Annotated in this window: 17 protein-coding genes; all 17 read right to left on the bottom strand. The window is 65.4% G+C overall.

The window, feature by feature from the left end; all coding sequences use genetic code 11:
• Position 1 precedes the first annotated feature (1 nt).
• Positions 2 to 1,138, bottom strand: a complete 1,137-nt coding sequence (gene sucC, locus WEG36_16110; GenBank protein ID MEX1259121.1) for an ADP-forming succinate--CoA ligase subunit beta — start codon at positions 1,136 to 1,138, stop codon at positions 2 to 4.
• Between the two features lie 161 nt (positions 1,139 to 1,299).
• Entirely contained in the window at positions 1,300 to 4,065 is a 2,766-nt protein-coding gene (locus tag WEG36_16105; GenBank protein MEX1259120.1) for a UPF0182 family protein, read from the bottom strand.
• A complete protein-coding gene (locus WEG36_16100) occupies positions 4,058 to 5,443 on the bottom strand; it encodes a phosphomannomutase/phosphoglucomutase (GenBank protein ID MEX1259119.1) in 1,386 nt (461 codons plus the stop codon). The genes WEG36_16105 and WEG36_16100 overlap by 8 nt, the downstream gene beginning before the upstream one ends.
• Positions 5,444 to 5,514: 71 nt before the next feature.
• Positions 5,515 to 7,029: an NADH-quinone oxidoreductase subunit N gene (locus WEG36_16095; GenBank protein MEX1259118.1), complete on the bottom strand. Its 1,515-nt coding sequence runs from the start codon at positions 7,027 to 7,029 to the stop codon at positions 5,515 to 5,517.
• Positions 7,026 to 8,618, bottom strand: coding sequence for an NADH-quinone oxidoreductase subunit M (locus WEG36_16090; GenBank protein MEX1259117.1), 1,593 nt, complete (start codon positions 8,616 to 8,618; stop codon positions 7,026 to 7,028). The genes WEG36_16095 and WEG36_16090 overlap by 4 nt, the downstream gene beginning before the upstream one ends.
• A 10-nt stretch (positions 8,619 to 8,628) precedes the next feature.
• A complete protein-coding gene (gene nuoL, locus WEG36_16085; GenBank protein ID MEX1259116.1) occupies positions 8,629 to 10,812 on the bottom strand; it encodes an NADH-quinone oxidoreductase subunit L in 2,184 nt (727 codons plus the stop codon).
• A gap of 4 nt (positions 10,813 to 10,816) precedes the next feature.
• The gene (gene nuoK / locus WEG36_16080; GenBank protein MEX1259115.1) at positions 10,817 to 11,110 is read right to left on the bottom strand and encodes an NADH-quinone oxidoreductase subunit NuoK; all 294 of its coding nucleotides are present in this window, start codon (positions 11,108 to 11,110) and stop codon (positions 10,817 to 10,819) included.
• A 4-nt stretch (positions 11,111 to 11,114) separates the two neighbouring features.
• On the bottom strand, positions 11,115 to 11,639 hold the full coding sequence (locus WEG36_16075) for an NADH-quinone oxidoreductase subunit J (protein MEX1259114.1): 525 nt from the start codon (positions 11,637 to 11,639) through the stop codon (positions 11,115 to 11,117).
• A gap of 12 nt (positions 11,640 to 11,651) precedes the next feature.
• Positions 11,652 to 12,152, bottom strand: a complete 501-nt coding sequence (locus WEG36_16070; GenBank protein ID MEX1259113.1) for an NADH-quinone oxidoreductase subunit I — start codon at positions 12,150 to 12,152, stop codon at positions 11,652 to 11,654.
• Positions 12,149 to 13,384: an NADH-quinone oxidoreductase subunit NuoH gene (gene nuoH, locus WEG36_16065; protein ID MEX1259112.1), complete on the bottom strand. Its 1,236-nt coding sequence runs from the start codon at positions 13,382 to 13,384 to the stop codon at positions 12,149 to 12,151. Before nuoH ends, WEG36_16070 begins: the two co-directional genes overlap by 4 nt.
• Before the next feature lie 3 nt (positions 13,385 to 13,387).
• A complete protein-coding gene (locus WEG36_16060; GenBank protein ID MEX1259111.1) occupies positions 13,388 to 14,896 on the bottom strand; it encodes a 2Fe-2S iron-sulfur cluster-binding protein in 1,509 nt (502 codons plus the stop codon).
• 7 nt (positions 14,897 to 14,903) lie between these two features.
• Positions 14,904 to 16,196: an NADH-quinone oxidoreductase subunit NuoF gene (gene nuoF / locus WEG36_16055; GenBank protein ID MEX1259110.1), complete on the bottom strand. Its 1,293-nt coding sequence runs from the start codon at positions 16,194 to 16,196 to the stop codon at positions 14,904 to 14,906.
• On the bottom strand, positions 16,197 to 16,868 hold the full coding sequence (locus tag WEG36_16050) for an NAD(P)H-dependent oxidoreductase subunit E (protein ID MEX1259109.1): 672 nt from the start codon (positions 16,866 to 16,868) through the stop codon (positions 16,197 to 16,199).
• Positions 16,865 to 18,142, bottom strand: a complete 1,278-nt coding sequence (gene nuoD, locus WEG36_16045; protein ID MEX1259108.1) for an NADH dehydrogenase (quinone) subunit D — start codon at positions 18,140 to 18,142, stop codon at positions 16,865 to 16,867. Before nuoD ends, WEG36_16050 begins: the two co-directional genes overlap by 4 nt.
• A 3-nt stretch (positions 18,143 to 18,145) precedes the next feature.
• A complete protein-coding gene (locus WEG36_16040; GenBank protein MEX1259107.1) occupies positions 18,146 to 18,820 on the bottom strand; it encodes an NADH-quinone oxidoreductase subunit C in 675 nt (224 codons plus the stop codon).
• Positions 18,817 to 19,470 (bottom strand): NADH-quinone oxidoreductase subunit B, encoded by a 654-nt coding sequence (locus WEG36_16035; protein MEX1259106.1) that lies wholly within the window; start codon positions 19,468 to 19,470, stop codon positions 18,817 to 18,819. The genes WEG36_16040 and WEG36_16035 overlap by 4 nt, the downstream gene beginning before the upstream one ends.
• Entirely contained in the window at positions 19,467 to 19,823 is a 357-nt protein-coding gene (ndhC, locus tag WEG36_16030; GenBank protein MEX1259105.1) for an NADH-quinone oxidoreductase subunit A, read from the bottom strand. The genes WEG36_16035 and ndhC overlap by 4 nt, the downstream gene beginning before the upstream one ends.
• Between the last annotated feature and the right edge of the window lie 225 nt (positions 19,824 to 20,048).

Below are 20,048 nucleotides of genomic sequence, written 5' to 3'. Positions count from 1 at the left end.
GTTACGCGGCTCCCGCGAGCTGGACCGCTTTCTCCACCACCTCGTCCATCGAAGTGTAGGCCTCGAAACCCGCCCCCTTCAGGATCTCGAGGGCCTCGGCTTCGTTGGTTCCGGTGAGGCGAATGACGATCGGGGGGCCGATTTCGATCCGACGGGTCGCCTCGACGATCCCCCTGGCCACATCGTCACACCGGGTGATGCCCCCGAAGATGTTGAAGAGGATCGCCCGGACGTTCGGGTCGGCCGCGATGATCTCCAGCGCCGCGACGACCTTTTCCGGATTCGACGAGCCCCCGATGTCCAGAAAGTTGGCCGGCTCCCCTCCGTAATATTTCACGAGGTCCATGGTCGCCATCGCAAGTCCCGCCCCGTTCACGCAGCAACCGACGTTTCCGTCCAACTTCACGAAGGAGAGTCCCGCCTCACGTGCCCGCGTCTCGGATTTCGGCTCGGCGTCGAGGTCCCGGAGCTCCTCGATTTGGGGAAGACGGAAGAGGGCGTTGTCGTCTACGCTGACCTTGGCGTCGATCGCCTTGACTTCGCCGGATGGAGTCGCGATGAGCGGATTGATCTCCGCGAGGGAGCACGAGTTGGACGTGAACGCCGAGTAGAGGCGCGAGACGATCCGCGACGCCTGCTTGGCAAGCTCAGGATCCCGGTAGAGGAACTCCGCGATTCCATAGGCCTGGTGCGGGAGGAGACCGTAGCGGGGATCCACCTTCACTTTTCGGATCGCCTCCGGTTTTTTCACCGCGACCTCCTCGATGTCCATCCCTCCCTCGGCGGAGGCGATGAAAAGTGGAGCCTGGCTCCTGCGGTCCACGAGGACGGCGAGATACGCTTCGGACGCGATGTCCTCCGCCGCGGTCACGAGGACCGTCTTTACGATGAGGCCCTTGATCTCCATCCCGAGAATGGCAGCGGCATGTTTCCGGGCCTCCGCGGGATCCTTCGCGAGCTTGACGCCTCCCGCCTTCCCGCGCCCTCCAGCGTGGACCTGGGCCTTGACTACGACTGCCCCCCCGATTTCGCGAGCGACTCGCTCTGCCTCGTCGGGGGTGGTCGCGATCTGTCCGGAGGGAACGGGAATCCCCGCCTTCCGGAAGAGATCCTTCGCCTGGTATTCGTGAAGATCCATGAAAAACCGCTCGAGGAGTCCGGAGAGGGCGTGGAGCCAGCCGCAAAAAGCCCGCACAACCTACCCACGCCCCGGAGGGCGATCAAGGACGGGGCCGGCCCCGGCACCTCCGCGGCGACGCACCCCCGGAAGAGAGACCCCGTGGAACTGTCCCACCCCTCTCAGGGCTGGGGCGGGGTCCCCAGGCGCGCCAGGATCTGGCGGAGCTCTTCCAGCCCCCTCCCATAACCCTCCCAATCGCCCCGCCGTGCCGCCGCTTCGGCCCGCTCCAGCGCGGCCAGAGCTTCCTCGGACGTCGCCGCCATGGGAAAGGATGGCGGCGCGCCTTCGTCGGACCTAATCCCCTCGGCCGGCGCACCCACAATTCCGGACGCCAGCGCCAGGACCGAGCCGGCCAGTGTGGGTTCCATGGCGACACGGTCGCCGTCGCTCACGAGGAAGCGGCGCACCTCGGGGATCGCGTCGGCGTCCGCAGCCAGGAAAACGGGTTCCATATACAGGAGGGTGCGTCCCACGGGGACGAGATGGAGGTGCCCCGTCCAGACTTGGCTCCCTCCCTGCCGCCAGAGGGAGAACTGCTGGGAAATCACGGGATCCTGTTCCACCATCGCCTCGATCTGTCGTGGGCCCCGGACCTGGTCCTCCGCGGGGAGGTCCCAGAGAAAAAGCTCGCCCCCCGCGGCTTCGCTCCAGCGCGCTGCGAGGAAGGAGGCGAGGTTCTGTCGCCCCTGGGGGACAAAGAGGGTGGAGACGACGTAGGACTCGACCTCTTCCCCGGGAAGGACCATGAGCGTGTACTGCGGGTCGTACGGAACGGGTTCTTCGGTCGAAGAGAGTTCGGTGGCGAGGGACCACCGGTCTTGCTGGCCATGAAATACCGCCGGATCGTCTTGGTGAAAACGTGTCAGAACCGTGCTCTGGACGTCCAGGAGATAACGGGAGTAACGCAGGTGCTCCGCGACATCCTCCGAAAGCTCCGCGAGATCGCGGAAGAGGGTCGGGAAGGCCCTCCGGTAGGCGGCGAGGACCGGGTCGTTCGGATCGGCGACGTAGAGTCGGGTCTCGCCCGTCACCGCGTCCACCGTGGCTTTCACCGAGTTCCTGAGGTACGCAACCGGGCGCTCTCCCGGAATCTCGTGCGCCTGGGCCAGGGGGTACGACCGAGAGAGGGTGAACCCCTCGAGAATCCAGACGATGCGCCCCTCCGCGATCACCGGATATGGCGCCTCCGGAAGGTGGAGGAAGGGGGCCAGGGCCCGCACTCGCTCCTGGACGTCACGCCGAAACACGAGTTGACTCCCGGCCTCGACCTCTGATGCAAGCAGTAAATTCGCGTCCTGGAAGCGCCACGCGAGGGCGAGGGTGCGCAGAATCGAACCCATCGCGATTCCGCGCGGATAGTCCACGCCAGGTACACCGGGAGCTCCGCTCGGATCGAGGAAGGACTCCTCACTGGGGGTGATCACCGCGTAGAGCTGCGGGCGGCTCCCGATGAAGATCCAAGGCCGGGCAAGCGCCATCCCCTCAGGAACCCCTTCGCCCTGCCGGTAGTCCGGGGGGATGGCCGTGAGGAACATCGGGAGGCGCCCCTCCTCCGTGACGCGGTGAGCCAATCCGGCCACCGCACCGAAGCCGGCGATGTACCGCTCCCGAAGGTGGAGATTCTGCCAGCTCACGGGAGCCGGGATGCCGCCCGGATCGATCTCCCGCACGGAAAGAGCGACCGGAACCAGCCGGCCCCCCGACTCGTAGCGATCGAAGGCGATCTCGTGAAACTCGTAGTACTGAAACCTCGCCTCGAGCTGGCGGAAGGTGGGAAGGAGGGTCCCCATGGTCCAAACCGGGAGACGCTCCAGGCGCTCCAGGCTCGCGCTCCAGCTTTCCGAGTCGGGAAAGGAGTAACCCAGTCGAGACCGCGCCATCTCTTCGAGCCCGAACCCCGCCCGAGTGAAGCGAACGGCCTCCCGGATGTACTCTCTCTCCCGATCGAGCTCGTTGGGTTGGACCTCAAACCGCTGCACGAGTGACGGATAGACCTCGACGGCGGCAAGTCCCACGAGGGCGAGCGCCGCCCCACCGATTCCTGCGGGAAGAAGCCGGCCCTTCCTGGCCCCCCAAAAGACGACCGCAGCCGTCACCAGAGAGAGGAAGGCCATCATCCGGTAGGCGGGAATCCGGGCGTTTTCGTCCGTGTATCCAAAAATCCCCTGCACCCCGGAAGTGCCCCCGAGGAGAAGGTCGAAAGGGGCGAAGTAGAACCGGAATCCGACGAGGAGGAGCGCCAGGCTGGCGAGCATCCCTAGGTGAACGCGAGCCGCCCTCGCGACCACGACTCGACCCCCGCTCCAGACGATCGCCCCCGTGGCCGCGTATCCCGCGATCGCCAGCGCAGCGAGAAAGAGGACCAGGACGAGCCCAAAGGTCACGATGGTCTGGAGGACGGGGAGCACAAAGACGTAGAAGCCCAGGTCCTGGCCGAGGATGGGCTCCTCGATGCCGAAAGCCCCCCCGTTCAACAAGAGCATCCCTCGGAGCCCCGATCCCTGCGGAACCGCGGTCGCGAACCAAAAGGCTCCGAACGCGGCGGTGAGCAGCATTCCCCACCGTATGTATGCCTCGGGAAGCTGCTCCTGGATTTCCAGGTCGCCGAACTTTCGCCGCACCTGCAGTCCCTGAAAGGATCTGGCGACGGCCCTGAAGTTGACCCAGGTCAGCGCTCCCGCGATCCCCCCGGCCAGGAGCCGCGCTCCCCACTCCCAGAGGGCTCGGGTCCAGTACACTTCCGTCAGCTCGAGGGACGCGAACCAGAGGAGGTCCACGTAGATCGCCACCCCCCAACGACCGACGAAGAGGAGGAATAGGAGGAGGAGGAAGCCGCCGAGGAGAAAGCGACCCCCTTTCAGAGTGTGGCGGAAGCGCTCAAACATGGACTCCCTGGTCCGCGAGCCATCCCTCCACCTCGCCCCGAATCTGGGCGAGGCGTTCCGGCGTGCGCGCCTCGAAGCGGGCGACGAGGACGGGCTGAGTATTCGATGCGCGCAACAGTCCCCACCCGTCGCCAAAGAGTATGCGGGCCCCGTCCACGTCCACGACTTCGTGCCCCTGCCGGAAGTGCGCCACGGCCTTTTCCACGATCGCCACCTTTTTCTCCTCGGAGACCTCGATCCGGAGCTCCGGCGTGGAGGAGTACTTGGGAAAAGCGTCCGTCATCGCCGCCAAAGTGGTCGTGGCTCGGGAGAGGAGGGCGCTAAGGCGGCATGCGGCGTAAAGCGCGTCGTCACTTCCAATGTAGTCGTCGGCGAAACAAATGTGGCCCGAGAGCTCACCGCCGATCGGGGCTCCGGTCTCCCGCATCTTCTCCTTGATCAGGGAGTGTCCGGTCTTCCACATGATCGCCTTCCCCCCGGCCTTTTCGAAGATCTCGGGGAGAAGTTGCGAGCACTTCACGTCGTACACGAGGAGCTGCCCGGGGCCGCGGCGCTCGAGGAGGTCGAGCCCAAACAGGAGGAGGAGGACGTCGCCCCGGATGATCCGCCCCTCGCCATCCACGACGCCGATACGGTCCGCGTCTCCGTCGAAGGCGATCCCCAGATCGGCCTTCTCGCGCCGCACGGTTTCGATCAGCTCCTCCAGATTCGCGTCCACCGTCGGGTCGGGGTGATGGTTCGGAAAGGTCCCATCCGAGTCGCAATAGAGCGGAAGGACCTCGACCCCGATCTCCTCCAGGAGCCGGACGGCTACGACCGATCCGGTCCCATTCCCACAGTCCACGGCGGCCTTCACCGGCCGCTCCAACGTGAACCGCCCGACGAGGTCCTCGCGATAACGATCCAGGATCGGAACCGACTCCCGGCGCCCCTCCCCTTCTCGAAGCTGGCCGGAGACGATGCGCGCGCGAAGCCCCTGAACCGCTTTCCCGTAGAATGGCTTCCCGAGGAGCGTCATCTTGATCCCGTTCCATTCGGGAGGATTGTGCGAACCGGTGACTTGGAGGACACCGTCCGTTCCGAGCGCTTTTTCGGCCCAATAAGTCGTCGGGGTCGGAACGGTCCCCAACAAGCGCGTGTCCACCCCGCTCGCCTCGAGCCCCCCGGCGAGGGCATTCGTGAGCTCCGGCGACGACGGTCGGTTGTCGCTCCCGACCGCTACAACCGCGTTTCGTCCCCCCTTCCCGGCCCCTTCGAGCGTCTCGCGGAGCACGCTCCCGTACGCCTGTCCGACAGAGCGCACGAGCTCAGGGGTGAAGTCCTTCCCTACGATCCCCCGGATGTCGTACTCGCGGAAAACGTGTGCCGGAATACTCATGCTGGAATTTCGAGCCTCGGGTCGGATGTGGATGTCGCACCGCGCGTGGCGGCGAAGGGAAACAGCCTGAACTAGGGGACCTGGCCGAGGACTCCATCGAATACGCCAAGCCCATCGGCGGCCGTGAGCGCTCCCTCCAGGAGTCCTCCGGGAAGGATCCCCAGGAAGAGGATCACGGCCGCCGAGACGAGAAGGGCGGCCCGAACCGACCCTGGAATGCCGGCCTCAGGACGCGGCACGGTCGACTCGGGTGCCGGTCGCATCCACATCGTCCACGCCACCCTCAGATAGTAGAAGTAGGACACCACGGTGGTGAGCGCCAGGATCACCGCCAGCGTCCAAAGCTGGCTCGCCACCGCGCCCTGCAGGAGATAGATCTTCGCCACGAAGCCTCCCGTCCCGGGAAAACCCGCGAGCGAGAGAAGAAAGATCGTGAGCAGGAGCGCGACCGCCGGCCGTGTGGCCCCATATCCCGCGAAGTCGTCGAGCTGGAGCCGCTCTTCCCCCTGCTCCGAGACGATCATCAGAATCGCGAACGCACCCACCGTCATGATCGTGTAGACGAAGAGATAAAAGAGGACGCCCGCGGTCGCGACCTCGTTCCCCGCCGCGAGTCCTACCAGGAGATAACCCCCGTGTGCGACGGAAGAGTAGGCGAGCATTCGCTTCACGTTGCTCTGCGCGAGGGCGAGCAGGTTTGCCCCGATCATCGTGAGGGCCGCGAGCCACCAGGCGATCGGGAACCAGGACTCGTAGAGCCCCGGGAAGGCGACGAGGAAGACCCGCATAAGGGCCACCACGGACGCCGCCTTCACCGAGGCGGCCATGAGTGCCGTCGCGGGAGTCGGCGCTCCCTCGTAGACGTCCGGAGCCCACATGTGGAAAGGGACCGCCGCGACCTTGAAGGCGAATCCGACACCCAGGAGCGCCATCCCGGCACCGAGAAGCCCGCCGAACCCCGCCCCTCCCTGGACAGCCCCGGCGATCTCGGAGAGCTCGACGCTCCCCGTGGCCCCCCAAACAAGCGCGATCCCGTAGAGAAGAAAGCCCGAGGAAAACGCTCCGAGAACGAAGTACTTGAGGCCCGCCTCGGCGGAACGCCGGTCCCGCCGATTAAAAGCGGTGAGCGCGTACGAGGCGATGGCCATCGTCTCCAGCGCGAGAAAGAGGAGGATGAGGTTCATCGTGGCCGCGAGAACCATCATCCCCACGGTGGCGAGGAGGATGAGAGCGTAGAACTCCCCCGGTTGCAGTCGCCGGCGGCGCACGTAGGGCACAGAGAAGAGGACGACGAGCGCCGCACCGAGGAGGAAGATCCAGTTCGCGAACAAGCGGAAGCCGTCCACCGTGATCATTCCGGCGTCCGCCGTGACCGACACCCCCTGAAGCCATCCGTTCAACAGGGCGGCCATGGCGATTCCCGCGACGGAGAACCAGGCGAAGGCCTGCACGTAGCCGTGGGAGAGCTGGGCCTCCTCCTCGCCCCAGACACCCGCGAGGAGGACGGCCATGGCCCACGCCGCAAGCACGGCCTCCGGGAGGAGGGCCCAGAGGAAGTCCATCGAGGAGTCGAAGGCGAGCGTCATCTCGTTTCCCCTTCCGCCTCCATCACGAAGCTCGGCACGGGCCGAAGGTCCCGCGCCGCCTCGATGAGCCGTCCACTCTCTCCGCCGCCCTCGACGAACTCCACGATCGCCTGGACCCCGGGGCGCATCCGCTCGAGAACGGGGGTCGGATGGACACCGAGCCCGATCATGAGCGCGATCAGGGGAACGAGAATCGCGATCTCCCGCACGGACAGGTCCGGAAGCGCCTTGTTCTCGGGACTGTCGAGCTCGTTGAAGAGAATTCGCTGCACCATGGGGAGCATGTAATACGCCGCAAAGATCACCCCCGTCGTCGCGACGAGCGCGATGACGGGATGCCGCTCGAAGGTCCCGAGGAGGGAGAGGAACTCGCCGACGAATCCGCTCGTTCCCGGGAGCCCGATGGACGCGAGGGCCGTGATGACAAAGGCGGTGGCGAAGAGGGGAGCCACGCGGGCAAGTCCCCCAAAGTCCGCGATCTCTCGCGTGTGCCGCCGCTCGTACAACATGCCGATCAGGAGGAAGAGCGCCCCCGTGGAGATTCCGTGAGAGACCATCACCATGAGACCGCCCTGGATCCCGTTGACCGTGAGGGCGAAGAACCCGATCACCACGAACCCCATGTGCGCGACCGAAGTGTAGGCCACGAGTTTTTTCGCGTCCGGCTGAACGGCCGCGACCCAGGCTGCGTAGACGATCCCGACGACACCCAAGGTGAGCATGACGAGCACGACGGTCGGATCGGTCGCCGCGTCCGGGAAGAAGGGGAGAGCGAATCGCAGGAGCCCGTAGGTGCCCATCTTCAGGAGGACCGCGGCGAGGACGACGGACCCCGGAGTCGGGGCCTCCACGTGTGCGTCGGGGAGCCAGGTGTGAAGCGGGAAGACCGGAACCTTGATGGCGAAGGCGAGGGCGAAGGCCGCGAAGAGCCAGAGCTGCTCGGCCGCCGACAGGGGCGCTCCAAGAAGGTCGAGGTAGTGGAACGACGGGGCAGCAGCCCCTTCGTTTGCTCGGACGTACAGGTAGAGGATCCCCACGAGCATGAGGAGCGAACCGAACGCGGTATAGAGGAAGAACTTGACCGCCGCGTAGATTCGCCTTCCCCCGCCCCAGATTCCGACGATGAAGTACATCGGGACGAGGGTCAGCTCGAAAAAGACGTAGAAGAGGAAGAGATCCATCGCCGCGAAGACCCCCACGATCCCGGTCTCGAGGAGGAGCATCAGGGCGTAAAACCCCTTCTCCTTTTCGCGGATGTACCGAAAGGATCCGAGAACCGCGAGAGCCATCGTGAGCGTCGTGAGGAGGATCATGAAGATCGAGATCCCGTCCACACCCAGCGCATAGTGCACTCCCCATCGGGCAATCCAGGAAGTGCGGCTCACGAGCTGGAATAGCTCACCAGCCGGATCGAAGCTCCACCAGAGGCCGAGGCTCAGAACGAAGATTCCGAGCGTCCACCCGAAGGCCACCTCCTTGGCCCGCGCGGCCGGAGCGGCGAGGACGGTGACCGCGCCCAGCAGGGGAAGCCAGATCAGGGCGTGAAGTCCCCAGCTTTCGAATCCGATCCCGTCGAGGAGCCCCGTCATCGCATGTGCCTCACAGGATCAGGACGCCCAGGATCGCCAGGGCGCCGAGAGTGAGGACAAAGGCATAAGTCGTCACCTGACCCGTCTGGAAGAGGGAGCCGATCCAGCCAAAGGCCCGGGTGACCCGTCCCACCGCGTTCACGACGCCGTCAATCAGGAACGCATCGATCCATCGCCAGGCGAAGCGCGATACGGAGAGAACCGGCCGAACGATCGCGCGATCATAAAACTCGTCCACGTACCACTTGTCGTGGAGGACCTTCGCGAACCCCGTAGGCGGTACGGATGAGACGGCCGGACGGACCTCGGCGCGCGAGACCGATCGCGCCGTAAGCAGGACGACGGCCAACGCGATCCCCGTCGTAATCGCGCCCCAGGTGACATGTCCGCCTCCGAGCGGGGCGGCGCTCGCGTACGTGCCCAGATGCGCCTCGCGGATCCGGGTCGCCGCCTCCGTGACCGGCTCCAGCCAGTGATGGAGCCACTCGGACATCGGGAGAAGCCCGAAGCCGCCGAACACGGACTGATGTACGGATTCGGGGACGTTGATCCATCCGCCAAAAACGGAGAGGACCGCCAGGATGACCAGGGGCACCGTCATCGTGAGCGGGGCCTCGTGGAGGTGTCCGGCCTCCTTCGCCCCCGTCCGATTCGACCCGTGGAAGGTCAACATCATCATGCGCGTCATGTAAACGGCCGTGAGGATTGCGGCGGCGAGCGACATCCCCCACAACACCGTGAAGAGCGCGCCGAACCCCGTTCCGGCCGACGCCCCGGCGTACCAGATGATCTCGTCCTTCGAGAAAAAGCCCGCAAAAGGCCAGACCCCCGCGATCGCCAGTGTCGCGATCCCCATCGTGGCCCACGTCAGCGGCATGAAGCGGCGGAGCCCGCCCATGTTCCGCATGTCCTGCGCGTCCCACTTCGAGTGCGTCGCGTGGAGCGCGTGGTGCATCGAGTGGATGACGGCGCCGGCGCCGAGGAAAAGAAGCGCCTTGAAGAAGGCGTGCGTCATGAGGTGGAAGACCCCCGCCGCGTACGCGCCGACCCCGACGCCGAGAAACATGAAGCCGAGCTGGGAGACGGTGGAGTACGCGAGAACCTTCTTGATGTCGTTCTGTTGGAGGGCGATCGTCGCGGCAAAAAGGGCCGTGACGGCCCCCACCGTCGCGACCGCCGCCGCCCCGATGGGCGCAAGCGCGAAGAGGACGCCCGCTCTGGCCACCAGATAGACGCCCGCCGTCACCATCGTCGCGGCGTGGATGAGCGCGGACACCGGCGTAGGGCCCGCCATCGCGTCCGGAAGCCAGACATAAAGAGGGACCTGCGCGCTCTTCCCCACCGCCCCGAGGAGGAGGAAGAGGGCAATCGCCGTGGCAACCCCGCCACCGTAAACGAGTCCTTCCTCCGCCACCGCGAAGACCCCGAGGTAGTCCACCGCCCCGAGATTCGCGAAAAGAAGGAAGATCGCGAGGAGGAATCCGAAGTCCCCGATCCGGTTCACGATGAAGGCCTTCTTCCCCGCGTCGGCCTTCTCTCGGTCCTGGAACCAGAACCCGATCAGGAGATAGGAGCAGAGCCCCACTCCCTCCCACCCCACGAACATTACCGGGAAACTCGCCCCCATCACGAGGACCAGCATGAAAAAGACGAAGAGGTTCAGATACGCGAAATAACGCGCATAGCCGGGGTCCTCCCTCATGTATCCGACGCTGAAGACGTGGATGAGGAAACCCACGCCCGTGATCACCGACATCATGATCATCGAAAGCGCATCGAGCTGGAGGGCCACCTCGACCGTGAAGGAGCCCGTCGCCATCCAGGTCCAGTAGCTCCGGATCACCGGTTCGTGCGTCTCCGCTCCGGCCATCCGGAGGAAGTTCAGGGCGGTCAGGAGAAAAGCCGCGCCGATCAGCCCCGGACCGATCCAGGTGGGGAGGACATGCGTCAGCGCGCGACCCTCACCCCGGGCCTCATCCCCCGGCTTCGCGTGATCCGAGGCACCCGGATCCTCGCCCCGCGCGTCCCCGCCGGCGTGGACCCCGTCCGAGCCCGCGTGACCGCTTCCCGACTCCGCGCGCAGCGCCTTCGCCCCTCGCATCCCCGATGCGAGCGCGAGCCCCCCGTTCAGCACGAAGCCGAGGAGGGGAAGGAGGAGGATCGCCCCCGGAAGGAGAGGCTCGAACTCGCCCATCAGGTCACCACTTCAGGAGGTTGAAGTTGTCCACGTTCACCGACTTGTAGTGACGGAAGATGGAGATGATGATCGCGAGTCCCACGGCCGCTTCTGCCGCCGCCACCGTCATCACGAAAAAGACGAACAGTTGCCCTTCGATCCCGAGGTACCGCGAGAGGGCCACGAAGGTCAGGTTCACTGCGTTCAGCTGGATCTCGATGCAGAGGAAAATGATGATCGCGTTCCTTCGCACCAGGACGCCGAAGGTTCCGATGACAAAGAGGATCGCACCCAGGATCAGGCTTTCGGGGAGCATCAGGTCATCCCCTCCCGCGGGCGAGCGCCACCGCACCCACGAGCGCCACCAGGAGGAGGATTCCGACGAGCTCGAAGGCGACGACGTACTCGGTGAAAAGTGGCCGCGCGACGGCTCCGATCACCCCTTCCTCCGCGAGGATGCGATCCATCCCATCGGGCCCCGGGAAGTACTGGTAAATCGGATTTTCTCCCGCACCGCCCAACTGCCGAGCGAGGAGTCCCGCCATGAGCCCGGTGGTCCCGAAAGCGAAAAAAGCCCCGAATCCCCGTTTCATGTCGGCCTGGTAATCGTGCCCCAGGTTCAGAAGCATGATCACGAAGAGGAAGAGGACCATGATGGCCCCCGCGTAGACGATGACCTGGACGGCCGCGAGGAAGTGCGCCTCGAGGAGGACGAAGATCCCCGCGACGGAGGCGAGCGTCCCGACCATGAAGAGAAGGCTCCCGACCGGACTGCGCTGGAGCACGACCCCGCTCGCCCCACCGACGACCATTGCCGCCAAGACGTAGAAGAGGACGTCAGCCATGCGGCGGAGCGCTCACTCCGAGGCGCCGTCGGAGGGATCCCAGAGCAGGGTGCTCGGATGCTCCTGCGCCATCAGCCGGTCGAGGTCGTAGACGAAGCGGTCGCGAGTGTACTCCGCGTTTTCGAAGTGGACGCCCACATGGATCGCCTCGACGGGGCAGACCTCCTGGCACATTCCGCAGAAGATGCAGCGGAACTCGTCGATCTCGTAGACGAGGGGGTAACGGTTCCCCATGTCGTCTTCGCCCCCGACAAGCCGGATGCAGTTCGCCGGGCAGACGGTCGGGCAGAGCCCGCACGCAACGCACTTGGGACGCCCGTCCGCATGCGTCTCCATGACATGCGTTCCCCGCCAACGGGGGGAGAGATCCGGGCGTTCCTCCGGGTACTCGACGGTGACCTTCTTCGGGTTCACCAGGTGCTTGAAAGTGAGCGCCATCCCCCTGAGCGTGGCGCGGAGATACGAGGTCTCGCCCGGCTCCGGACGCCGCATGACTTTGACCGAGATCGTCATCCCGACCCCTCCCTCATCGCCGCCCCGCGGATGATCCGTCCGCGATCGAGGACGAAGATGAAGAAGCCCGTGGCCACCGCACTCACGAGGGTGAGGACTCCGCCGAAAGCAAATCCCTCCACACCGAGTTGATCGAGGGCGAGGATCGTCCCCCCGACGAGCATCAGGTAAGCGAGAGCGCTTGGGAGCATCACCTTCCACCCGAGTTGCATCACCTGGTCGTAGCGGAAGCGTGGCAGGGTCCACCGCACCCAGATGAAGAGCAAAATGAAAAACCCTGTCTTCGCCGCGAAGGAGAGGAAGGTGAGCAGCGACTTCCACCACGCGGGGCTGGCGGGAATCGCGTCGCCTGCGGCCGTGAACCCCGAGATAAGGGCTCCTTCGTACCAGAACATCTCGTCGCCGGACCAGAAGGGGATGCTCCATCCGCCCAAGAAGAGCGTCGCCATGAGGGCCGAGGCCGTCAGGACGTGCGAGTACTCCGCGATGAAGAACATCGAAAACTTCATCGCCGAATATTCCGTGTGGTATCCGGTGATCAACTCCGACTCGGCTTCGGGAAGGTCGAAGGGGAGGCGGTTCGTCTCCGCGAACGAAGAAATCACGAAGAGGACAAAGGCGAGCGAGAGGGGAAAGAGAAACCAGATTCCCATCGCCTGCTGCTCGTGCACGATCTCGGTCAACGTGACATTCCCCGCGAGCATGAGGACCGGGACCAGAGAGAGCCCGAGCGCCACCTCGTACGAGATCATCTGCGCCGACGAGCGCACGCCCCCGAGGAAGGCATATTTGTTGTTGGACGACCACCCCGCGAGGAAAAGCCCATAAACCGCGAGGGACGAGAGCGCCAGGATATAAAGGATTCCGATGGGAAGGTCGGCCACGACCATGTCCACGACACCCCACGGCGTCGGGAGCGGAGCCGCGAAAGGGATCACCGCGAAGGTCACGAGCGCGGGGATGATCGCGAGCGAGGGGGCGAGGACGAAGAAGAAGCGGTTCGCCGTCGCCGGCATCGTCTCTTCTTTCAGGATGTTCTTGATCCCGTCCGCGATCGGCTGGAGGAGTCCGAAGGGTCCCACCCGATTCGGACCGAGCCGGTCCTGGATGAAGGCCGATACGCGCCGCTCCGCGAGCGTCGTGTACGCCACGACCACGAGGATCCCCGTGAACACGACGAGAACCTTGATCGCCGAGGCGACCAGGAAGGCGGTGGGCGAAAGCGTCTCCACCGTTCAGCTTCCTCGGCGTCCTGCGAGCGCCCCGGCCGGCGTCCCGAGCGCCGCACGAAGCGCCTCCAGGACCGTGGCAGCCGGGCGCGCCATCCCGGGGGCCTGGAGCGCCGGCTCGTACCGCTGGACGATTCTGGCGTGGTTCGTGAAGCTCCCCTCTTCTTCGGCGAAGGTCGTGATGGGCAGGACGACCTTCGCGCGCCCGGCTCCCTCCGTCGGATAACTGCCGAGGTAGAGGTAGGCCGCGGCTTCCGCGCCGAACTCCGGGCCCGCATCCTCGAGCTCGTCGCCCAAGACGACGAGCTTCCCGGCGTGCGCGGCGAGCGACTCGAGTCCTCCCGTCGCGTCGTTCGTTCCCACTCGCTTCATTCCGAGAGCTTCCGCCCCCTCCCGGTTCGGGGCCAGGTCCTCCCGGCGCGCGAGTTTCTCGAAGCCCGGGAGAGGGATCTCTCCCACGGTGCGCGGTGAGCGGAAGACGATCTCGCCCCCTCCCAGCGCCTCGACGAGGGTGGCGAGCGCCACGAGCGCCTCGTTCGACACGAAGGCGGATGCGACGGCGCGAACGGGGCCTTCCGCGCCCCCGAGCTCGGCCGCGGCCGCGCGGATCGCCTCCTCCCAAGAGGCAGCGGCCCGGGCGTCACGCTCTCCGGTGCGGATGAGTGGCGCCTCGATGCGGTCCCCCCGGTTGAGCCATTCGTACCGGGCGCGTCCGTAGTCGCACATCCAGTACTGGTTCACCTCGGGGTTATCCCTGGGCTTCAGCCTCTGGACGAGGTTGTCTCGCGTGTGGATCTCGATATTGCACCCCTGCGAGCAATTCGGGCAGACCGACGGCGTGTGTTCGAGATCCCAGGCGCGCGCCTTGTGCAGGAAGTCCTTCGAGACGAGCGCCCCGACCGGACAGATGTCCACGATGTTTCCGGAGTAGGGCGACCCTTCGACCCCCTCGTCGAAGAAGGTGTCAATGATCGAACGGTTCCCCCGCTCGACGACGGCCAGCCGCGGATCCTGGGCCATCTCGTTCATGAAGCGTACGCAGCGCGTGCACATGACGCACCGGTCCCCGTAAAAGAGGACGTCTCCTCCGAAGTCGTCCCTACCAAAGACGCGCTTCGGCTCGCGGCTCCGGCCGTGCTCACGCCCCTCCGCGTGTACGTAGTCCTGGAGCTTGCACTCACCCGACTGGTCGCAGATGGGGCAGTCGAGGGGATGGTTGGCGAGGTAGAACTCGAGGACACCGCGGCGCATCTCGAGGGCAGGCTCGCTCTGCGTCCGAACCTGCTGGCCCTCCATCGCCTCCGTCACGCAGGAGGCGGCGAGCTTCGGCGCCCCCACGACCTCTACGAGGCAAATCCGGCACTGGGCCGGAGAGGAGAGCCCCGGATGGTAACAATACCGGGGAATCTCGATCCCGATTGACTCCGCGGCGCGGAGGATCGTCGTCCCCTTCGGAACGGTGACCTCCCGCTCGTCGATGGTCAGCGTGACCGCTTGCGGCTTCGGCGCGTCCATCGGCTCCTCAGGCGGCCCCGACCGCCTCGCCCTGGCGGATCAGGGCGAGGTAGTCGTCGCGGAACTTCTGGATGGAAGAGGCGACGGGCGCCGCCGCGGAATCCGATAGCACGCAGATCGTCGTCCCGGTCATCTGCTTTCCCAGGTCGAGCAGGGTCTGGAGGTCCTCCTCGGTTCCGCGCCCGGTCTCGATTCGGACGAGGATTCGCGAGAGCCAGGTGGTCCCTTCGCGGCAGGGAGTGCATTGTCCACACGATTCGTGGGCGTAAAAGTCCACCATTCTGCGGACCTGCTTCACGATGTTCGTGCTGTCGTCCATCACGATCACCGAGGCGCACCCGAGCATGGACCCCTTCGCGGCGACCCCCTCGTAGTCGAGCGAGCAGTCGAGGCACTCCGCTTCTGACATGATGGGGACGGAGCTCCCCCCGGGAATCACCGCCTTGAGCCGCCTTCCCTCGCGAAAGCCGCCGCAGACGTCGTAGATCAGCTCCTGGAGCGGGAAGCCGAGGGGAAGCTCGTAGTTCCCCGGGCGCACCACGTGCCCACTCACGCAAAAGAGCTTCGTGCCCGGGCTCTTTTCGCTTCCCCACTGCCGATACCAGGCGCCTCCGTTTTTTATGATGTGCGGGACGGCGCAAAGGGTCTCGACATTATTGATCGTCGTCGGGCGGTTAAAGAGTCCGGCTGCGGCCGGGAACGGAGGCTTGACCCGAGGGAGGCCGCGGCGCCCCTCGAGCGAGTTCATGAGGGCAGTCTCTTCCCCACAGATATAGGCCCCCGCTCCCTGGTGCACGGTCAGATCGATCGTGATGCCCGAGCCCAGGATCTTCTCCCCGGCGAGCCCGGCCTCGTATGCCTCTGCGACCGCCCGCGCGAGCACCTGGTTCGCTTCGAAGAACTCACCCCGGCAGTAGAGGTAGGCGTGTTCGGCCTGGATCGCGTACGCCGCGATCAGGCACCCTTCGATCAACTGGTGCGGCGTCCAGCGCAGGAGCTCACGGTCCTTGAAAGTTCCCGGCTCGGACTCGTCGGCGTTGCAGCAGAGGTAGTGGGGGCCCCTTTTCTCCTTCGGCATGAAGGACCACTTCATCCCGGTGGGGAAGCCGGCCCCTCCCCTCCCCCGGAGCCCCGACGCCTTCACCTCCTCGATCACCTTTTCGCGTCCGAGCTCCAGCGCCTTCGCCAGCCCCTCGTACCCGCCCATCGCCCTTGCACCGGCAAGCGTCCGCGCCGCCGGATCACCCCAGCCGCGGCTCAGAAGGCGGACTTCCTTCTCGTGGGTGTAGGGATACGCCATCTACTGCACCCCTCTCCGGAGCCGGTCGAGGAGGTCGGGGACGCCAACGGGTATCACATTTTCGTAGTACCGCGAGTTGATCTGGACCGCGGTCGGAAATCCGCAGGCGGCAAGGCATTCCACCTCGGTCACGGTGAAAAGGCCGTCGTCGGAAGTTCCGCCCAACTCCACCCCCGCGTGCTCGAGGAAGGCAGCGAGCACCTCGTCCCCCCCGCAGAGATTGCAGGAGATGTTTGTGCAGACCTGGATCAGATAGCGGCCCACCGGCCGCTTGTTGTACATCGTGTAGAAAGTTGCCACCCCACGGACGTAGGCATCCGCGAGGCCAAGCATTCCGGCCACCTCGTCCATCGTCTCGGGCGAGATGTGGCCCCGGAGCTCCTGTGCGAGGTTGAGGACGGGAAGGAGGGCGCCCTGACGGTCGGGATAACGCGTGAGAATTTTATCGAAACGCACCCGATAGGGGCCCTCGAAGAGAGGCGCGGAGGGATCCTTCTCGGCAAGCAAGTATGGATAGGTCGGGGCGCCGGAGGCGTGCCCACCGTCCAGGGGACGGGTCGCGACGTAGTCATCGCCCCGGACCTGGGCCTCGGTGAGATCGAACTCCCCCGTGTTTCCGGCCCAGCCGGGATTTCTAAACGGGGTATCCCGGTGCGTCCTTCCGTCGCTCACCGGTCGATCTCTCCGAGCACGATGTCGAGGCTCGCGTTCACGACGATGACATCGGCGAGGAGGCCGCCTTCGACGAGCCGCGGAATCACAGAGAGATTCACGAAGGAGGGGGGCCGAATCCTCCAGCGGACCGGCTTGGGCCCCCCGTCGCTGACGACGTACATTCCGAGCTCCCCCTTCGACCCTTCCACCGCGAAATACGACTCCCCGGGCGGCGCCTGAACTCCATCCATGATCAGCTTGAAGTGGTGGATCATGGACTCCATGTCGTTCATGCAGTCCGTCTTGGAAGGGAGGGAGATTCGCGGGTCGTCCACGTTGATCGGACCGCCGGGGAGGCGGTCGAGCGCCTGGTTCAGAATCTTGCAGCTCTGCCGCATCTCCTCCATGCGGACGAGGTAACGATCGTAACAGTCGCCATGCTCCCCGATCGGGACTTCGAAGTCGTACGTCTCGTAGTCGTAGTACGGTCGGTCCTTCCGGAGATCGTAAGGGACCCCCGAGGCGCGCAGGTTGGGGCCGGAGAACCCGCAGTTGATCGCGTCTTCCCCCGAGATGACGCCGACGTCGCGCGTCCGGCCCAGATGGATCCCATTGTGCGCCAGAAGCGTGTCCACCTCGTCGAGCGTTTTCGGAACGGTGTTCGCGAAGTCGCGGACCCCTTCCGCCCAGCCGGCGGGAAGGTCCGCCATCATTCCCCCGATCCGCGTGGCCGAGGTGGTGATCCGCGCTCCGGTGAGCTCGTCGTGCAGCTTGTAGACCCGTTCCCGTTCCTGGAATGCGTAAAGGAAGGGGGTGAACGCTCCGACATCGATCGCCCAGGTGCCGAGCCAGAGGAGGTGCGAGAAGATCCGATCCAGCTCCATGCAAATCACCCGCACCACCTTGCACCGCTCCGTCACCTCCACGCCCATCATCTTCTCCACCGCCATCGCGTAGGCGCAGTTGTAGATGAGAGGAGCGAGGTAGTCCATCCGGTCCGTCAGTGTGACGATCTGATTCCAGGTCCGGAATTCGCCGAGTTTTTCGAAGGAGGAGTGGAGGTATCCGATATGGGGGATACACCGGATCACCGTCTCCCCGTCGAGCTCGAGGACCAGGCGAAGCACGCCGTGTGTCGCCGGGTGTTGCGGTCCGACATTGATCAACATGTGCTGCGAGCCGAGGTCCGGCACGTCCACGTCAATGGGGCTGGCCGCCCCGGGGCGGGGACGGAAGTCCATCCCGGTTTCAGGGCCCCGCGAGACGTCCAGCTCGAGCGTCCGCTTCGACATGGGCTAACGCTCCTCCGCGTCTTCTGAGGCCGTCTCCGAGCCCTTCGGCGGCGCCTTCCGAACCGCGCCCCCTCCTACCTCCTGCCAGGGGACGACCTGCGGCTCGCCTCCCTCCGAGAACTCCGCGGGGGTGTAATGATCTTCGACTTCGAGGGCGAGGGCGCGGCGCGTCTGCTCCGCCCGGGAGAAACGTCCCCGGAGCGGGAAGTCCTTCCGAAGGGGGTGACCCTCGGCGTAGTTCTCCGGCATCAGGATTCGACGGAGGTCGGGATGCCCTCTGAAGTGGACCCCGAACATGTCCCAGGCCTCCCGTTCGAGCCAATCCGCCCCGGCCCAAAGCGGAACGACGGAGTCCACCGTGAGATCCGGGGGCGGGAGCTCGACCTTGACGCGCAGAGCCCGCCGGTGGGGAATGGAGTACAATTGATAGACCACCTGGATCGGCCGCCCGCCGCCAAAGTCTACCGCGGTGACATCAGAGAGAAAGTTATAGAGGTGATCTGGCTCATCTTTCATCCACTGAAGGACTTCGAACATCCGCTCCGGAGCCAAAAAGACGACGTGCTCGTCGCCTGCGACGACCTCGTGGCGGAGGATGGCGTCGGAGAAGCGCACCGTCGCCGCCTCGACGGTCGGGTGGCCGGCGCCGGACCGCTCGAGGGCGGTCTCCGGTATCACTCCTCCCCTCCGGGCGTCCAACCCTGGCTCGTCGAGTTCCCGAAGGGCCCCGAAAGGGCACGAACCTCGTCGTCGTTTGCTCGTGGTCGCCCGGCGCGCGCCGGATCCTCCTCGCGGAGCTCCCGGTGCCGTGCCAGCGATTCTCCCCGGATCTTCTCCTGGATCATGATGAGACCGTAGATCAATCCCTCCGGGCGAGGCGGACAACCTGGGACGTACACGTCCACCGGGATGATCGTATCGATCCCCTGCACCATCGAATACACGTCGAAAACACCCCCCGAGGAGGCGCAGGCGCCCATGGATACGCACCACTTGGGCTGCGTCATCTGGTCCCAGATCCGGCGCAGGACCGGCGCCAGCTTGTAGGGGACGCGCCCCGCGCAGATGAGGACGTCGGCCTGGCGCGGAGAGAAGGCCATTCGCTCCATGCCGAAACGCGCGAGGTCCTGATTGGAGGCGGCAGACGCCATCATCTCGATCGCGCAGCACGCCGTCCCGAAGGGCATCGGCCAGAGGGAGCTCCGCCGGGCCCAATTCACCACGTAGTCCACCTTCGTGGTCAGGAAGGCCGGCGTTCCCTCGCCGAAGATCCCGCCGGGGAGACCGCTGCCGCTCGAGGTCACCGGAAGTCGGGTGCGCTCGCTCATGCCCAGTCGAGCACCCCCTTCCGCCACTCGTAGACGAGTCCGACGACGAGGACGGCGTTGAAGATCGCGACCGCCACGAAGGCGCCCCAGCCGAGTTCGCGCATCGCTACGGCCCAGGGGATCAGGAAGATCGCCTCGAGGTCGAAGATGATGAACGAAAGCGCCACCATGTAGAACTTCACCGAAAAGCGCGCCCTCGTGTCGCCGAGAGGAACCATCCCCGACTCGTAGGGCATCTCTTTCTCCGCGGTGGGGCGCCGCGGATTGAGGAGGTGCGAGGCGGCGAGCATCCCAACCGCATTGAGGACGGATACCCCCAGCAGGATCAGGACTGGGAGGTAGCTCGATGACATTGTCGGGAGAGGGTAACGCTTGTGAAATTGTTCACTTGGCGGTCCCTCGAATCTATCCCGAAGCGGGATGGGGTGTCAACCCAGCGAAATCCTTGTGTTTTCAGGATTTTCAGGGGATTCCAGTCACCTTCCTGAGGCCGCCTTTGCCCTTCCCCGCCGACCCCCCTATACTCCCCGGCGGTCGCGCCGACGACGACCGGGTCCAGGCACATCAACCCCTCCTGC

Source organism: Gemmatimonadota bacterium (assembly GCA_040882465.1).
Lineage (GTDB): Bacteria > Gemmatimonadota > Gemmatimonadetes > Longimicrobiales > Gaopeijiaceae > JBBEBG01.
Note: the sequence above shows the minus strand (reverse complement) of the source record. Positions and strands in the feature narration are given on the sequence as shown.

Coding starts and splice junctions, on each gene's coding strand:
- WEG36_16100 (MEX1259119.1), bottom strand. CDS start 5,443: ATGAGTATTCCGGCACACGTTTTCCGCGAGTACGACATCCGGGGGATC.
- nuoD (MEX1259108.1), bottom strand. CDS start 18,142: ATGTCGAAGCGGACGCTCGAGCTGGACGTCTCGCGGGGCCCTGAAACC.
- nuoK (MEX1259115.1), bottom strand. CDS start 11,110: ATGCTCCCCGAAAGCCTGATCCTGGGTGCGATCCTCTTTGTCATCGGA.
- WEG36_16070 (MEX1259113.1), bottom strand. CDS start 12,152: ATGACGATCTCGGTCAAAGTCATGCGGCGTCCGGAGCCGGGCGAGACC.
- sucC (MEX1259121.1), bottom strand. CDS start 1,138: ATGGATCTTCACGAATACCAGGCGAAGGATCTCTTCCGGAAGGCGGGG.
- ndhC (MEX1259105.1), bottom strand. CDS start 19,823: ATGTCATCGAGCTACCTCCCAGTCCTGATCCTGCTGGGGGTATCCGTC.
- WEG36_16105 (MEX1259120.1), bottom strand. CDS start 4,065: ATGTTTGAGCGCTTCCGCCACACTCTGAAAGGGGGTCGCTTTCTCCTC.
- WEG36_16035 (MEX1259106.1), bottom strand. CDS start 19,470: ATGAGCGAGCGCACCCGACTTCCGGTGACCTCGAGCGGCAGCGGTCTC.
- nuoF (MEX1259110.1), bottom strand. CDS start 16,196: ATGGCGTATCCCTACACCCACGAGAAGGAAGTCCGCCTTCTGAGCCGC.
- WEG36_16075 (MEX1259114.1), bottom strand. CDS start 11,639: ATGGCTGACGTCCTCTTCTACGTCTTGGCGGCAATGGTCGTCGGTGGG.
- WEG36_16095 (MEX1259118.1), bottom strand. CDS start 7,029: ATGACGCTCGCCTTCGACTCCTCGATGGACTTCCTCTGGGCCCTCCTC.
- WEG36_16060 (MEX1259111.1), bottom strand. CDS start 14,896: ATGGACGCGCCGAAGCCGCAAGCGGTCACGCTGACCATCGACGAGCGG.
- nuoL (MEX1259116.1), bottom strand. CDS start 10,812: ATGGGCGAGTTCGAGCCTCTCCTTCCGGGGGCGATCCTCCTCCTTCCC.
- WEG36_16090 (MEX1259117.1), bottom strand. CDS start 8,618: ATGACGGGGCTCCTCGACGGGATCGGATTCGAAAGCTGGGGACTTCAC.